We start from the raw sequence: 16057 nt of genomic DNA on the forward strand, positions 1-16057 counted from the left end.
CGTTTTACTGGTAAGCCTAAGCATTCACTGGTAACGCGTTTCCGCCCCAAAGTGGACTATCACAATTTTGTAGTTATTAAGAAAAGGATGTTTTTCTCCCTATACTCACCGGTTTAATGGTTAGCTTGATAGCGTTATGAAGCTTAATGCCTAGGTGATAACGGCTTGTAAATACATCAAGCAGGACCGAAATGTAATCGGTTGCTTATTTTCATGAGGGGTTGACTAAGGCTGCACTCTAATTCACTATTTATAAAGAATAATGCCCCCTCCACACGTCCAGAGGCTTATTAATAGCCCATTATTACAACTTCAAAAAATCTATAACTTCAAAAAATCTGTTTCATTATAAGGAAAATAACGTGCAGACTATCAATGATGACCCCAGTAACTTTAATGTGTTGTTAGCGTTAACATTCTCTCTCACCTTAGTGACAGCTTGTGATAGTAACAATGATACTCAAATGCAATCAGACCTTTTAACCGAAAAGGACTTTGCGAATAATAGTCGCTTGCGCGCCAACCCTGAACAAGGTGTGGTTGCCTTATTTCTTGAGCCACCTTCGGCAACAGTAGAGGGTGACTCCAACGGTGAATCTGGCTCTGACCTCATACCCTACCAATATTCGCGTCCTCTCAAGCATACATTTTGCTATGAAGATGGTAACAGCAATTCAAATCACTCTATGGTGCTTAACAATGGAAGTGGTGAGGAAGTGCTTAGCGTTACAGCTAATGATGAATGCGTGTCGGCAGTGATACCAGCTGGGGATTATCAGTTGGTACTGACCCATGGCCAACATGTTGATAGTACAGATACGACCTTCTTAGTGACGACGCCTGATAGCGGTTCACAATCACAAGCCGAAAGCGCTAATTATTCGATTGTTTCCAAACTATTGTTCACTATTGGCAATGTCCTGATAAGCCCAGCTTATGCAGATACTACTGATGATAATGTGACCACACTTATTTCCACCAACGCATGTAAGAATTGTGATTTATCAGGTGCAGACTTGGATAACGCAACACTCACATTTGCAGACCTTTCCGGTGCTGATTTAAGTGATGCCATATTAACTAATGTCGATCTTTTTGAATCAACACTCACTGGAACCAATTTTAGTGGCGCCGATATGAGCAAGGGGGATTTTCGTGGCTCGGAAATGACCTATGCAGATCTTAGTAATGCCAACTTGAGTGGAGCTTATTTTTCCAGTGCTCAATTATCACCTGCAGACCTTGATAATGCGACTGTCACGGATACAGATTTCGATAACGCCAACCTTGTTGGCGCGACCTGGGTAGACGGAGGAGTTTGCGATATCACCTCAGTTGGCTTTTGTAATTCAACTGCGGTTGCCGAGTCTGACCCATGCGATTCAGTTAAGCAAGATGTTACTGATGATGGTAACACTGTCTATAAATGTTTATTGCCAACCGTTGATAAGGAAGTTTGCACTACCGAGTATGGTGGTGTTGATGGCGGCACGCCAATAACTAGCTGTGAAGCAATCGATGCCTCAGATCTGGTTACGTCTGTTAATCTGGTTGATATCTTTAGCCAAGTTAGCTCATCTTTTGATGCCACTCTGGACAATGACACTCCTATGGCAATTTTAGCCTGGGGAGGAGAAGGTGGCATTGGTTCTAGTGGGGGACTCTGGACCTCAGGTGGTGATGGCGGTAAGAGCGGTTTTGCATCGACTGTCACCACCTTGTCCCATTACCTAGACGATTATGGCCAGACATCATTCAATTACTTCATTGGTGAAAATGGCACACTGAGTAATATCTATGGTGACGGAGGCTCGTCGACACTGGTCATGATTGCAGAAAGTAGCCCTGCTTCACTTGAAGACGATGTTCTACTTATTGCTGGCGGTGGTGGTGGCGGTGACTCATCTGGATGGCTTAACGATGGCACTGATGGCGGCGATGGTGGCGTTGCAGCCTCATCAATCATAGGTCAGGGAACCATTGGCGTAGGCCAAGCCATTATTAGTGTAGCCGACGGTGGCAGCACGGATGAATGGGGGAATGGTGGCAGTGGCGCCAATGACGGCAAAGATGGCATTGGTGGTCAAGGTGGACAAGGGTTTTTAGGCGTTAATAGTGAATGGGTAAATGGCGATCCTGGGGTCGGTTCGGATGGCAGGGGCGGCAATGCAGATGATAGCTTTAGCGCTTCTGGCGGCGGTGGCGGTGGTGGTGGTTATGGTGGCGGTGGTGCTGGCGATGATGGAGCAGGAGCGGGTGGCGGAAGCTGGTCAATCATCCCTGCAACCACGTGTAATAGCGCGCCCACTCAAGAGACAGCACCATCGACTCCTGGTACATCAGGTGATGACTTTGGCAGTAAAGATGGCGCTGTTGAAGTTTGGATATTTCCAAAGGGCTGTTAATCACAGATAAAACAGGCTGAGAACTGGGCATTCTTCAGTCCTCAGCCAGCTTGATATACGGGCTATAAAATGTTGATATGTGGGGTCAGAGCAAACTTTATTTCCTAACCCCACATCCTACCTTTCCCTCTTATACTCACTCATTTATGTCCAGAAATTAGTTATGAACTGTAAATCCCAATCGAAGAGATAAATACTCAGGTGTGAACGGGGCTGTGACCTTCGGTTTCATGGATGAAACCGCAGAGCGCCCATGGATGGGCTCTTATGAAATCAAGAGCCAGCGTGTCACAGAAGTGTTTGCACTTAAACCCACGGCAGGTGATAGATAAAATTGAAGTAAAATGGTTCAGTTAGCGAACCAAACATCAAACCAGCCAAATGAACCCAATAAAGATATTTGAAACTTGTTATCTGACAAGTAAACACACTTTTGTCCAAAATCGATTTAGAGAAAATCAGTAAACTTCAATCGAATAGATAAGTAATAAGGTGCAAATGAGCACGCGGACTTCGGTTCAAGCTCGCTCTCTGACATCCATGTCACCACGGCATTTGTGAATCCATTCACATCAGTGAAACCGCAGAGCAGTCAAGGATGGTTTTACAGCGTCCCACACAAGTAGCTAGCAGTATGCTTGCTGCAGGCAATAGATACAATGAAGTTATCTTTACATGTCAATGACCTAATGCAAAGCCAGTTTAATGAAACCAATAAAATGGATTTTTAAGGAATTGTTATTCTGTAAGTGTGCCATCAGTTTTTTATAGGCAAGAAAAGGTGAGTTAATTTAATTATTTGAGTGTTGAGTATTGATTCGGGGACTAACGCTGAATGGGGTGATTGGCGTCGATAATCGAGGGCGCAATGTAAGGGCATAGACTAGTACCGCTGGGGTAATGAGTTAATGCCCTTGCTGAATGTATTAGTTGATATTAATCAACTGCAACCATCACGTTGCTAGCTTTGATGATGGCATAGGCATTACCACCAACAGTAAGACCAAGCTCAGCACATGAAGCTTTAGTTACAACTGATGTGATTTCAACACCAGGGGCTAGTTCAATGACCACTTCATTGTTTACTGAACCTTCTGCGATAGATTTGATTTTACCATTTAGTGAATTACGTGCACTGATTTTCATATTTATCTCTCGATGTTAACTATTAACGAAAAGAACCAACTTTAAAGTAAGAAGTTTAGTTCAATGTGTAACACTGTTGGAGCATTATTTAAAAAAAATGCACCGCCTTATGAGGCAGTGCACATTTATTAAAAATACCTAATTAACAGTAGGTTAAAAATAAACCTTCATGAGATAAAAGTTGAAATAGGCATCATTAATGACTATTACCGCAGTTGTATTAGAACTGCTCTACATCAAAGTTAACTTCAGGGTTAACATCTGCTTCGTAATCGACAGATTCGACACCAAAACCGAATAGCTTAAGAAACTCTTCTTTGTATTCACGGTAATCGGTTAAGTCTGCTAAGTTCTCAGTCGTTACTGAAGGCCATAGATCGCGGCAGTGCTGTTGGATCTCTTCACGAAGCTCCCAGTCATCTAGACGTAGGCGGTTAGCATCATCAACCTGTGGTGACTCACCATCTTCACGGAAAAGACGCTCTGCGAACATACGGTTAATCTGCTCCATGCAGCCTTCATGCAAACCCTCTTCTCGCATCTTCTTAAAGACCATAGCGATATAAAGCGGCATAACCGGAATGGCTGAGCTTGCTTGAGTCACAACACTTTTTAGTACTGCAACATTGGCGCTGCCACCTGTAGATGAAAGCTTTTCATCGAGAGATTTAGCGGCTCTATCAAGATCCATTTTGGCCTTACCAAGCGCACCATGCCAATAGATAGGCCAAGTAAGCTCTGTACCGATATAGCTGTATGCTACTGTTTTACAGCCATCAGCTAGTACACCTGCTTCAGATAGAGCTGCTAACCATAGCTCCCAATCTTCGCCACCCATAACGGTCACAGTGTCTTGGATCTCTTGCTCGCTGGCAGGCTCGACACTTGTTTCAATGATAAGGTCTTTATTGGTATCAACAGCTGTGGCCGTATAAGTCTCGCCAATAGGTTTAAGTGATGAGCGGATAAGCTCACCTGAATCGGGAAGTTTACGTACAGGAGATGCTAGCGAGTAAACGACCATATCAATTTGGCCTAAATCGGCTTTAATTGTATCGATTGCCTTTTGTTTAGCTTCATGACTAAACGCATCACCATTGAGGCTTTTTGAGTAAAGCCCTTCAGCTTTGGCAAACTTATCGAAGGCGGCAGAATTATACCAGCCGGCAGTACCTGGCTTTTTCTCTGTGCCTGGTTTTTCAAAGAATACACCTAGAGTTGCAGCGCCACTGCCAAAAGCTGCAGCAATACGAGAAGATAGACCATATCCACTAGAAGAACCGATTACTAATACTTTCTTAGGGCCGTTTTTTAACGTGCCTTTTGCTTTGGTGGTAGTGATCTGTTCGAGTACATTAGCTTCACAACCAACTGGATGAGTCGTGGTACAGATAAAGCCGCGTGTTTTAGGTTTGATTATCATGTTTCTGCTTCTCTTAAAAAAGTGACGATAGGATAAGTAATCAAGCGGGAAATGGCACTGTTTATTCGTTAAATTTAATGAATATATGCAGTGGTAAGAGCAGTTTCATTCTCCATGATTAGAAACATGCTGAGGTTCTATCCCTGATTTTGCTCGATCACAATGACTGGTATATAGGTAACCGCTCCTTGTTAACAATTTTTTTTATGTTTGCTTTTCTCATTAATATTGATGAGTGTCTGATCCTGAATGAGCCTTTGAGTATATTCATGTTTCGGCGAGTTAAATAACTCTTCAGTTGTGGCTTTCTCTATCATTTCACCTTTATGTAATACCATAATCTTGTCGCTAACATGGCGAATAATGCTTAGATTATGGGAGACAAAGATGTAGGAGAGGCCCATCTCCTTTTGTAGCTTTAAAAGTAGGTTAAGAATTTGAGAGCGTACAGATAGATCTAAAGCTGTTAGTGCTTCATCGGCAATAATGATTTTGGGGTTAAGCATCAGTGCACGTGCAACTGCAACACGCTGTTTCATACCCTCAGAGATCATATGTGGGTAAAAATCTGCATGATCAGGTAACAAGCCCACTTTTTTTAGTTTATCGACCACTTGATCTCTGCGCTGCTTTGCATCGAGATCAGTATTGAATTTTAGTGGTTCATCAAGCAGTTCACCAATGGTTAGCTTAGGGTTTAACGACGTATTGGGATCTTGGAATATCATTCGAATAAGTTTGCAGCGCTGCTTTAAATTTCGCTGCTCTAGCGCTTCTCCTTCGAAATAGATTTCACCGCCACTTCTTAACTCTGCCCCAACTAAAATTCTGGCCAATGTACTCTTTCCAGAGCCTGCCTCACCGACAATAGCAAGTGTTTCACCTTTATCGAGTTGAAAGGATACTGGCGCTAGCGCTTGATTGTATTGGCGCTTGAATCCCTTATAACCCGCATAGAAACTCTTTTTTAAATCTTTAACTTGAAGGAGTGCAGTCTTCATTACATGGCTCTTCGTGATAAGGGAAATGACAAGCGAAATAGCGGTTCTTCTTGTGACATAAGTTTGGTCGACTTACACACTTCTTTTCGGCTTGAGGACATCTTGGGCCTAAGCGGCAGCCGATAGGCAAGTGCTGTAACGCTGGTGCAGAGCCTGGCAAAGTACGCATTAATGATTTATGACCAACGTCTCCGGTATAGTCAGGAATATTATCGAGTAATGCTTTGGTATAAGGGTGATAGGCCTGCTGTATTATCTCAGAGGTAGGGCCTGATTCCATAATCTGTCCGCAATACATTACAGAGAGTTGATCGCACCAGATTGAGAGTGTTTCAAGCTCATGGCTAATGAGTAGTATCGAAACGCCTTGTAGCTGGTTTAACTTAGTCAATAGACGGAAAATCTGAGCTTGGGTTTCCATCTCCATCGAGTTAGTGGGTTCATCTGCAATGAGTAATCTAGGTTGGTTAGCAATTGCTATCGCTATCATCACCTTTTGGCACTCACCCTCAGAAAGCTCCCAAGGATAACTAGACATCACTTTTTGGGTATCTTTAATGCCTACCTTGTGCAGCCATTTAGCAGCAGTTTTTCTCTTATCCTTATTGCGACGCCAAAAGGGGATCTTTTTGTTCTCTGGCATAGCTTCTACTAACTGGGTGCCCACACAGATCACTGGGTCTAAACTACTAGATGGATCTTGAAAAATCATCGCAATTTCACAACCCATAAGGTTGCGCCTTTGCTTTGAATCCATCTCCAACAGATTATGCCCATCCCACATCATACGATCGGCTTTAATTGTCCAGTTGTGACCGGGGATACCTAATATCGCTTTAGCTAGCAAGCTACGACCAGAGCCAGATTCCCCAACTAGACCATGGATCTCGGCTGGATTGATTGTAAGACTGACTCTATCAAGCGCTTTGATACGACCATGAGGGGTATCAAGTTCTATGGTGAGATTGCGTATATCGAGTAATGGCATAATCTATTAATTACTTATTAATCGGCGACAACGCCGCTCTTAAGCCGTCGCCGACTAAGTTAATGGCAAGCACGCTAAATAAGATAGCAAGGCCAGGAATAGTCACAGTCCAAGGTGCTGTTAGCAAGTTATCCATGCCTTGTGACACCATAGCGCCCCACTCAGGACTCGGTGCTTGTGCACCAAGATTGAGAAAGCCTAGGGCTGCAATATCTAAAATAGCCGCTGAAATACCTAAAGTTGTTTGGATAATCACCGTATCCCATACATTAGGCATAATGACATACCAAAATATCTGAAACGGGTTAGCGCCATCGAGTCTGGCTGCGGTGACATACTCTTTTTGCAGCTCTTCATGAATTGCTTGGTGAATGGCCCTTACAAATTGCGGTGTCAGTGCAATACCGACAGCCCAAAATACGTTATTCAGCCCAGGCCCCATGACAGCAACCACTAATATTGCCATCAAGAGTGATGGAATTGACAGCAGAGCATCTAACAGATGGCTTAAAATGCTCGATTTTAAGCCTCTCATCATGCCCGAAATTGAGCCAATAATAAAACCTAAGGTGAGGGCTGTCAGTACGATCCCAAGTGCCATACCAAAGGTCAGGTGCGCGCCATGAAGCAGACGGCTAAAAATATCACGACCTAAATCATCGGTGCCAAGAAAATGCTCAACTGTCCCTGCCGGATCCCAAGAGGGAGCAAGTAGTAGGGCGTGTGGGTCTTGTTGCTCTGGGGCATAGGGGGCAATGAGTGGCCCAAATAACGCCAATAATAAGAAACAAGCCACAGCCCATAGGCCGGCAAACGCAAATGGATTATCCGAAAAGGCATGCCAGATCCTCTTCAAAGGAGAGGGAATATCATCCTCCTGATAAATATTAATTTGTGGCATAAAGCTCTTTCCTGCTAAGGGGATTGATAGCTGTGTGGAGGACTTCAATCATGATACTAAGGAATATAATGATCAGAGCAACTGCTAATACCCCCCCTTGGATAACGGTATAGTCTCGCTGATAGATCCCTGAAACTAACCAAGCACCGACACCAGGCCAAGAAAAAATCACTTCAACCACCATGGCATAGCTGGCAAAACTACCCAGCATGAGACCTAAGTTTTTTAAGACTGGAATTAACGCGTTGGGTAATGCGTGCCGCAATACAATACGACTTGTATGTAAGCCTCTAGCTTCAGCCGCTTTAATGTAGGTTTTTTCCATAATATTGATAATAGCCGAGCGGGTGATCCTAACCACAACAGTAAATGGCAGCACGGCAAGTGTTATCGCTGGCAAAATGATATGCAATACCGCATCAATAAAGGCTGAGTTTGCATAAGGTGAGTCAGATAACAGAGTGTCAATTAATACAAAGCCAGTGACAGGCTCTATCTCATAAAGGAGGTTTAACTGGCCTGATATAGGCAGCCAGCCAAGTTGGACACCAAACCAGAGAGAGAGTGTTAAACCAAGCCAAAATACAGGGATAGAATAACCGGTTAGTGTAATGGTCATGATAGTGTATTGCGTTATTTTATTTTTGCTCATCGACGCGAGCACACCTAACGGTATCCCAAATATCAGCGCTAACAGCGCAGAAACTATTGCGAGTTCAAAGGAGGCGGGAAGGACATTTTCAAGTTCATCGGCTACAGGTTGTTGTGATGTGGCGGATATGCCTAAATTCCCATTAAGTCTCTGTTTTAAATAGGCCGTAAATTGAGTGAATTGGGAGCTATCTAGTTGATAGTCCTGAGTGATCTGAGCAAGTTGCTCTGCGCTAGGCGCATGGATACCGGTTAGGGCAAAACTTTTCTCTACAGGGAATTTTCCCGTCGCGATAAAAAGTACGGCAAAAAGGACCAATGAAGTCGCAATAAAAAGGTTTAACCTGCGCAGTAAATAACGAGCCATTATCTGAGCTCCTCGTTATGGTCAACCGAGACGGCCTGGTTATCGGCGTTAAATGAGATGCCGCCAAAGGGAGTGAGCTGAATACTATTGACCTCTTTTCGCTTTAAGATAAGTCGTGTTGCATGAGCAAATGGCAGCATAGGTAGCTCATCTGCAAAAAGCGCTTCGGCTTGCTGGTAGAGCGCTTTTCTTTTCTCTTTAGAGGTGATGGATTTTGCTTGCGCTAAAATATTATCGAATTCGTGATTACACCATCTTGAACGGTTACTGTTTGATTGAACTGATGAACAGCTGAGAATGGGAGTGAAAAAGTTATCAGGATCACTGTTATCAGCATTCCAGCCAATTAACACTGAGTCATAAGTTCGCTGACTTAATTTTTGATTGAAAACACTCCAGTCGTAACTAACAATATTTACCTTGACCCCAACGTGAGCTAAATCAGCTTGAATGAGTTCAGCTGTTTTATGCGCGTTAGGGTTATAGATACGTGCCACAGGCATTGCCCATATATCGATAGTGAGGTCGTGCACACCGGCTTCTTCGAGTAAGGCTAAGGCTTTGTTGGGGTTGTAATCAATTAAACTTTGGTTTTCTGAATATGCCCAAGACATAGGGGGCAGCATACCCGTCGCTTCAACGGCTGTTTTTTGATAAACCGCTCTGAGAATATTTTCTCTATCGACCGCATGTGCCAATGCTTTTCTCACTCGTACATCATTAAAAGGTGCTCTTTGGGTATTGAAGGCCCAAAATGCAACGTTAAAACCTGGCATAGAGTCAACTTCTAGTGCCTCATGCTCTAGTACAACGGGAAGCTCTCCAGCTTTGGGCAGTGCAGAGACACTGCAATCCCCGGTTATTAGCTTGGCAAGTCGACTGGTACTTTTAGGAGTAATATCAAAAACTAATGTCTCGGCGCTAGGAAGTTGGCGCCAGTAATGGTCATTTCTATGGTAGCGAATATAGTCATTTTTGACATATTTAACTAATTGGAAAGGCCCTGTACCCACAGGCTCTCTATCTATGGTTTCCATTTGCTCTTCGTTTTTTAATTGAGCCGCATATTCTTGAGAAAGAACAACGGCAAAACCTGAAGCGAGATTAGAAAGGAATGAGGCATCGCGGTTTTTAAGGTGAAAAGCTACCTCGTCGTTAGATACTTTTTCAATAGACTCAATGAGCGTGTCAAAACCAATACTTTGAAAAAATGGGTAGCCAGTTCTAGAGATTGGATAATATGCGTGTTGTGGATCAATCACTCGATTGAACGAAAAAAGAATATCGTCTGCATTTAAATGTCGCGTTGGCGTAAATGAGCTCGAGTGATGAAAGCTGACATCCTTTCTCAACTTGAAAGTATAGGTAAGCTCATCATCACTGATGGTCCACTCGGTTGCCAATGAAGGCACAATTTGCCCCGAATGAATATCGTAATCTACCAGACCATTATATATCTGCTGCGAAGTTGCATCGACGGTTGTTCCAGAAGTCACTAGCTGTGGATTGAATGATTCAGGGTTCCCCTCAGAGCAATAAACGACTCCCGGTGGAACTTGCTTTGGGCCACATGCACTCAGTAGCAAACAAATGCATGAAATAGCAGGGCAGATTGATAGACGCTTAAACAGCACTCTCATCGACAGATCATTTTTTCAGGACTTTGGCAGCCATTTTAACAGTGGTATTTGCCGATGAGCAATGGACATATGGTATTAATACCGATTCCCATAAAATTGTGCTTAGTTCAGAGCGCTCTCAAGGCGTTATAATCAAGACGCATTGTTGAGAAAATAGTTATCCCTTTAAGACAAAATATCCTCTCCCTATGTTTTATCAAGCAGGTTATATTTTTTTAAAATACCGCGTAATTGATGGTAACTAAGGTTTAAGAGCTCTGCAGTTTTCTTTTGGTTAAATTGACCCGCTTCTAAAGCTTGCTTGAGCAAGGTAACCTCTAGTGACTCACAGTGCTCCTTGAAGTCGATTGGAAAATTAACTTTGTTAGGTGCCGTGTCAGAGGTTGGAGTGGTCGTCGTCTCGCTGCTAGCCACTTCCTTCCCATTGGTAGCTTGTCGCTCTACGGTTTTTACTCGCTTGGTGGGTCGATAGGGGGAGGCGAATGGGTCAACGACTATGTTAGTAATAGGCTCATCGGTATCCGTATTACGATAGACACTGCGCTCAACGACGTTTTTGAGCTCACGAATATTACCTGGCCATGGGTGGTCCATTAGCTGTTGTGTTGCTCGTGGGCTAAAGCCTGCAAATAGCTCGTGCTTTAATTGCCTGGCCATACCTACCGCAAAGTATTCAGCTAACGTCATAATATCTTCCTGCCTGTGCCTGAGTGGTGGCAAGGTGATGACATCGAATGCGAGCCTGTCGAGCAGGTCGGCACGAAATTCACCGATATCAGCTAAAGAGGGGAGATCTTCATTGGCTGCACATACCAGCCTCACATCGGTTTGTACTGTCTTACTGCCACCGACACGTTCAAACTCACCGTACTCTATGACTCTCAGTAGCTTTTCTTGAATCAAACCCGAAGTATTGGCCAGTTCATCAAGAAAGAGGGTCCCACCATTAGCACGTTCAAAGCGACCTTCATGTTTCTTACTCGCTCCAGTAAATGCACCCGCATCATGGCCAAACAGCTCACTTTCGAGTAAATTTTCGCTTAATGAAGAGCAGTTAAGCTTAATAAAGCTTTGGTCCCATCGCTTGGAAAGGTAATGTAGGCGTTCAGCGATTAACTCTTTACCAGTGCCGCGTTCGCCAATAATAAGTACAGGTTTAGACAGGGGCGCAACCTGAGACACATGCTCGAGTACTTCGAGCAGTGCATTCGATTGGCCAATAAGATTATCTTGCTGAAATTGATTTGCCACAGTAAGTTTTAGTCTTTAACGCTAATAGTTGGTGAAAATAATAATAAGACCCTCTGTTATTAAAAGAAAGAAAAAGTTAAAATATTGGTTAAGTTACTGTATTTCAAGAAATATGAAAAGTTGGCACAGAAAGTGGATTAATATCTTCGAAACCAACATTAAATAAAGGACAGCATTATGGGAATTTTCTCTCGCTTCGCAGACATTATTAATTCAAACATCAGCTCACTTCTGGATAAAGCAGAAGATCCAGAAAAGATGGTTCGCCTTATTATTCAGGAGATGGAAGATACACTTGTTGAGGTTCGTTCTACTTCAGCTAAAGTACTTGCAGAGAAAAAAGAGATACTTCGCCGTATCGCGAAAGTTCAAGAGCAAGTAGCTGACTGGGAAGGTAAAGCTGAACTAGCACTTTCGAAAGACCGTGAAGATTTAGCCAAGGCAGCCCTCGTTGAAAAACAGAAAGCCAGTGAGTTAGCTGATACTTTAGCTCAAGAGTTGATTGTTGTTGAAGAGCAGATCACTCGACTTAAAGATGAAGTTAATCTACTTCAAGAAAAACTCGTTGATGCCAAAGCGCGTCAAAAGACGATTATCATGCGTAAGCAAACTGCAAGCTCGCGCCTAGAAGTTAAAAAGCAACTTGATTCTAGCAAGATTGATAATGCGATGAGTAAGTTTGAGCAATATGAGCGCCGTGTTGAAGGCCTTGAGTCTCAAGTTGATGCCTATGATTTGGGCAATAAGAAAAGTTTGAGTGATGAATTTGCCGCTTTAGAAGCTGAAGATTCAGTCAATGCTGAACTTGAAGCATTAAAAGCTAAAGTTAAGAGCAGCAAAAGCAAAGCTAAAACAAAATAATAACAATTCAGAGGTGAGTTATGAACATGGATATTTTAATGGCCCCAATTATTATCTTTATGATATTCGTGGCCCCCATTTGGCTAATACTTCACTATCGCAGTAAGCGTCAAGTGAGCCAGGGACTTACTGAAGAAGAGTATACACAGCTAAATGAACTGATTACGAGAGCCGATAAAATGGCTCAACGTATAGAAACATTGGAAGCGATTCTAGACACTGAAGCCCCTCAATGGAGAAAGCATGATGAATAATCATTCATCAATTGTTAACCCACTTTTGAGAGTCAGCTGATACATTGGAGGAAATAAGATGAGCGAAGCAGATAGGCGCACTTTATATCGTATTCCCCAGACGGGTAAGATTGCTGGGGTATGTGCCGGAATAGCCGATTATTTTAATTTTGAGACCTGGCTAGTTCGCGTTGCAGCAGCATCAATCTTTCTTCTCGGTGGCGGAGGACCAGTATTATTTATATACATTTTGTTATGGGTAATACTTGATGCAAAACCAGGAACCGCGAAGTCGGATGCTAAAGCGCATAAAGATATCGAAATTAAAAAGAAGGTTTGGCAGGCAGGAGAGCCAGCAAAGATGGCGCTACGTGATGTGAGTGAGAAATTTAGAAGTCTAGAGAAAAGGCTTCAAAAATTAGAACACCATGTAACGTCAGATAACTTCGATTTAAAACAAGAGATCAATAATCTTTAATCCTTCCAATGGGCGACGTAGTCGCCCAGATCACTTTAAGTGTAGGCCATGAGTCGTATTAATCGCTCCTTTTCAAAGATAACTCAATCTGTAAGTAATAAAACCTTATCGTTTGCCCATCGCGCATCAGATAGAAATATCAGGCTGGCTGTAACAGGCCTTTCAGGGGCAGGAAAAACCGCATTCATTACAGGGCTTGTCAATCAACTGCTCAATGCTGGCGTGACCACTCAAGGGAATAACCTTCCACTTTGGCAAGTTACTCGAGAGGAGAGGCTGTTCGGTGTTAAAAGGACATTACAACCCGATCTGACCGTTGCGAGTTTCGATTATGAACTCGGTATGTCATCGCTAAAACAAACACAGCCACAATGGCCTGCATCGACCCGTAATATCAGTGAGCTAAGACTAACGCTACGTTACCAGCCGGTAAAAGGCCTACTCGCAAAAGTGACTGAAAGTGCCAATCTTTACTTAGATATAATCGACTATCCGGGTGAATGGTTGCTCGATCTGCCAATGTTGAAGCAAAACTATCAACAATGGTCACACTCTCAGGTACAACGTAAGTCTATTTTAAGCCGCTCACAATATTACGATGCATTTTGTACAGAGAGCGCTGCACTGAAACTTGAGGGCGCAGCCGATGAAGCGCAACTCAAACGTATCGCTGACATTTATCAGACGTTATTGCTAGATTGTGTCAATCAGCATGGGTTTTACTATGTGCAACCAGGTCGTCTACTCTTGCCGGGTGAATTTGCAGGCTCGCCAGTGTTGGCCTTTTACCCACTGCTCAGCTTATCAATTGAGGAGCATGAACGTTTAGACCGTTTGGACGCTTCATCGACCTATCAGGTACTAAAAACACGCTTTAAAGAGTATCAAGATAAGGTGATTAGACCCTTTTATAAGGAGTACTTTTCCACCTTCGATCGACAACTTTTACTGGTCGATTGTTTCACTCCGCTCAACCGCGGTAAAGCCCAGTTCGATGATATGACTCAAGCGCTAAATGGCATTATGGAGAGTTTTAAATTTGGTCAATCGAATCTGTTAAAGCGGTTGTTCTCTCCAAGAATCGATAAATTACTATTTGCAGCGAGTAAAGTTGATCACATCACTCGAGATCAACAAAGCAATGTGCTGTCATTACTTACAGAGTTAGTTAAACAGAGCCAGAGTCAGGCAAAATTTGAAGGCTGTGAAGTGGAGACTATGGCCATTAGCGCGATAAAAGCCACTCAACATGGGATGATTAAATCGGCTAAAAATGAAGTTGAAGTGGTTAAAGGCATAAGCTTAGACACTCAACAGAGCGTGACCCTGTTTCCTGGGGAAGTACCTAAATCTCTGCCTAATTCAACATTTTGGGATAACCAAGGCTTTGAGTTTATGAATTTTGCGCCGCCTAGCTATAGCCCAAAATCTGGTGGAGCAGACTTTGAGCATATTCGTCTCGACCACCTTCTGCAGTTTTTACTTGGTGACAAACTGAGTTAATTAGCCTCTTTACGAGAAATATCATGACTGATAGTAAGCCTAGTTTGAAGAAGCAGCAAGTGTTTGACTCCCCAACTGAGGAGGAGCCAAGTTTACGTGGGGCACATAAGTTCAATGAAGAGGAGTTTATTGCGCCACCACAAGCGCAAGTAGACCTCAATGAAATGCAGCAAGAGGTCGAATCTCGATTTGAGCAAGCATCGCCCCTATTTGATAAAGAGCCTGTAGGCAAAGATAAGCGCCGGTGGTCATTACTGGCTAAGGGGATACTTGTCGGCTTTATTGGTTTAGTGGTGACAGAAACTGGGCTCAGCCTCAGAGATGTTTGGCTTGAAAGCCCGTTTATTTTTGGCTTGTATTTAACTTTGACCCTACTCGTGTCTCTATGGGCTGGCAAAATAGCCTTCACTGAATGGCGAAAGTTACATAGACTTAAATCTGTAGAGGAGGCGCAACAAAGAGGCGATCGATTAGCTTTAAGCATGCAGATGGGGGAAGCCGATAAATTTATTGGTGAGATACTCTCAAACCTCCCCAGTGAAACAGACGCTCAGAAATATATTAACTCTGCCCAGCCTGAGCATAATGATGCAGAGAAACTTATCTTATTCGAAGAGTTAGTGCTGACTGAACGCGATCTTATTGCTAAAAAAGTTGTCCGACGTTATGCGCAGGAGTCAGCGCTCTTATTGGCAGCTAGCCCACTCGCGGTGTTAGATATGGCAATAATTTTGTGGCGTAATCAGCGCATGATAGTCAAGATTGCCCAGTGCTACGGCATTGAGCTAGGTTATTGGAGCCGTATTAAATTGATCCGGGGAGTTATCACTAACATTATTTATGCTGGAACAAGTGAGATAGCCACGGATTTAGGCACCCAATTATTGTCAGTTGAGATGACCGGAAAGCTGTCTGCTCGACTGGCGCAAGGATTAGGTGGTGGTTTGCTAACGGCCCGTTTGGGTTATCAAGCTATGGAGCTTTGCCGTCCGCTTTCATTCAAAGAGGGAGCAAGGCCAAAACTGTCTGGGATCCATAAAGAGTTATTGTTAGATCTTAAAGAGTTATCTTCCTCTGTCCTAAAGCAATCTGCAAAGGAAAAGGTCGCTCGTAACAAAGAATTTACATCTGAGACTTGATTATTTTTCATCATATGTTTACTCCACCTTCGAACAGGAACAAGGTAAATAAAGCGCTGGTATTAAAATC

At 43.2% G+C, this 16057-nt stretch carries 15 protein-coding genes; 7 read left to right on the forward strand and 8 right to left on the reverse strand.

Annotated elements, in window-relative coordinates; translation table 11 throughout:
* The first annotated feature begins 362 nt into the window (after positions 1 to 362).
* Together BM736_RS03360 and BM736_RS25360 are read left to right on the forward strand one after the other, a co-directional pair.
* Positions 363 to 2405, forward strand: coding sequence for a pentapeptide repeat-containing protein (locus BM736_RS03360; protein ID WP_076408584.1), 2043 nt, complete (start codon positions 363 to 365; stop codon positions 2403 to 2405).
* Positions 2406 to 2608: 203 nt separating this feature from the next.
* Entirely contained in the window at positions 2609 to 2737 is a 129-nt protein-coding gene (locus BM736_RS25360; RefSeq protein ID WP_256717693.1) for a hypothetical protein, read from the forward strand.
* A 604-nt stretch (positions 2738 to 3341) separates the two neighbouring features.
* Here the strand turns inward: BM736_RS25360 and BM736_RS03365 are convergent.
* The 8 genes from BM736_RS03365 to pspF form a co-directional block, all read right to left on the reverse strand.
* The gene (locus BM736_RS03365; RefSeq protein WP_076408587.1) at positions 3342 to 3551 is read right to left on the reverse strand and encodes a molybdopterin-binding protein; all 210 of its coding nucleotides are present in this window, start codon (positions 3549 to 3551) and stop codon (positions 3342 to 3344) included.
* Between the two features lie 220 nt (positions 3552 to 3771).
* Entirely contained in the window at positions 3772 to 4974 is a 1203-nt protein-coding gene (gene fabV / locus BM736_RS03370; RefSeq protein ID WP_076408590.1) for an enoyl-ACP reductase FabV, read from the reverse strand.
* Positions 4975 to 5165: 191 nt separating this feature from the next.
* Complete coding sequence (locus BM736_RS03375; RefSeq protein WP_076408593.1) at positions 5166 to 5975, reverse strand: ATP-binding cassette domain-containing protein; 810 nt, start codon at positions 5973 to 5975, stop codon at positions 5166 to 5168.
* A complete protein-coding gene (locus BM736_RS03380) occupies positions 5950 to 6963 on the reverse strand; it encodes an oligopeptide/dipeptide ABC transporter ATP-binding protein (RefSeq protein WP_076408595.1) in 1014 nt (337 codons plus the stop codon). Before BM736_RS03380 ends, BM736_RS03375 begins: the two co-directional genes overlap by 26 nt.
* 10 nt (positions 6964 to 6973) lie before the next feature.
* Positions 6974 to 7864 (reverse strand): ABC transporter permease subunit, encoded by an 891-nt coding sequence (locus tag BM736_RS03385; protein ID WP_076408598.1) that lies wholly within the window; start codon positions 7862 to 7864, stop codon positions 6974 to 6976.
* The gene (locus BM736_RS03390; RefSeq protein WP_076408601.1) at positions 7851 to 8882 is read right to left on the reverse strand and encodes an ABC transporter permease subunit; all 1032 of its coding nucleotides are present in this window, start codon (positions 8880 to 8882) and stop codon (positions 7851 to 7853) included. The genes BM736_RS03385 and BM736_RS03390 overlap by 14 nt, the downstream gene beginning before the upstream one ends.
* Positions 8882 to 10522, reverse strand: a complete 1641-nt coding sequence (locus BM736_RS03395; protein WP_076408603.1) for an ABC transporter substrate-binding protein — start codon at positions 10520 to 10522, stop codon at positions 8882 to 8884. Before BM736_RS03395 ends, BM736_RS03390 begins: the two co-directional genes overlap by 1 nt.
* A gap of 186 nt (positions 10523 to 10708) precedes the next feature.
* Positions 10709 to 11773, reverse strand: coding sequence for a phage shock protein operon transcriptional activator (gene pspF / locus BM736_RS03400; RefSeq protein ID WP_076408606.1), 1065 nt, complete (start codon positions 11771 to 11773; stop codon positions 10709 to 10711).
* A gap of 177 nt (positions 11774 to 11950) precedes the next feature.
* On the opposite strand from pspF, the gene pspA reads away from it, so the two are divergent.
* Genes pspA through BM736_RS03425 form a run of 5 tightly spaced genes read left to right on the forward strand, consistent with a single transcriptional unit; the run spans position 11951 to position 15987 of the window.
* On the forward strand, positions 11951 to 12634 hold the full coding sequence (pspA, locus tag BM736_RS03405; RefSeq protein WP_076408608.1) for a phage shock protein PspA: 684 nt from the start codon (positions 11951 to 11953) through the stop codon (positions 12632 to 12634).
* A gap of 20 nt (positions 12635 to 12654) precedes the next feature.
* The gene (gene pspB, locus BM736_RS03410) at positions 12655 to 12888 is read left to right on the forward strand and encodes an envelope stress response membrane protein PspB (RefSeq protein WP_076408610.1); all 234 of its coding nucleotides are present in this window, start codon (positions 12655 to 12657) and stop codon (positions 12886 to 12888) included.
* Positions 12889 to 12946: 58 nt separating this feature from the next.
* Entirely contained in the window at positions 12947 to 13345 is a 399-nt protein-coding gene (gene pspC / locus BM736_RS03415) for an envelope stress response membrane protein PspC (RefSeq protein ID WP_076408613.1), read from the forward strand.
* A 48-nt stretch (positions 13346 to 13393) separates the two neighbouring features.
* Positions 13394 to 14848 (forward strand): YcjX family protein, encoded by a 1455-nt coding sequence (locus tag BM736_RS03420; protein WP_076408616.1) that lies wholly within the window; start codon positions 13394 to 13396, stop codon positions 14846 to 14848.
* A 23-nt stretch (positions 14849 to 14871) separates the two neighbouring features.
* Positions 14872 to 15987, forward strand: coding sequence for a TIGR01620 family protein (locus BM736_RS03425; protein ID WP_083699812.1), 1116 nt, complete (start codon positions 14872 to 14874; stop codon positions 15985 to 15987).
* Positions 15988 to 16057: the final 70 nt, after the last annotated feature.

The sequence above is a fragment of the Shewanella sp. UCD-KL12 genome, from assembly GCF_001957125.1.
Lineage (GTDB): Bacteria > Pseudomonadota > Gammaproteobacteria > Enterobacterales > Shewanellaceae > Shewanella.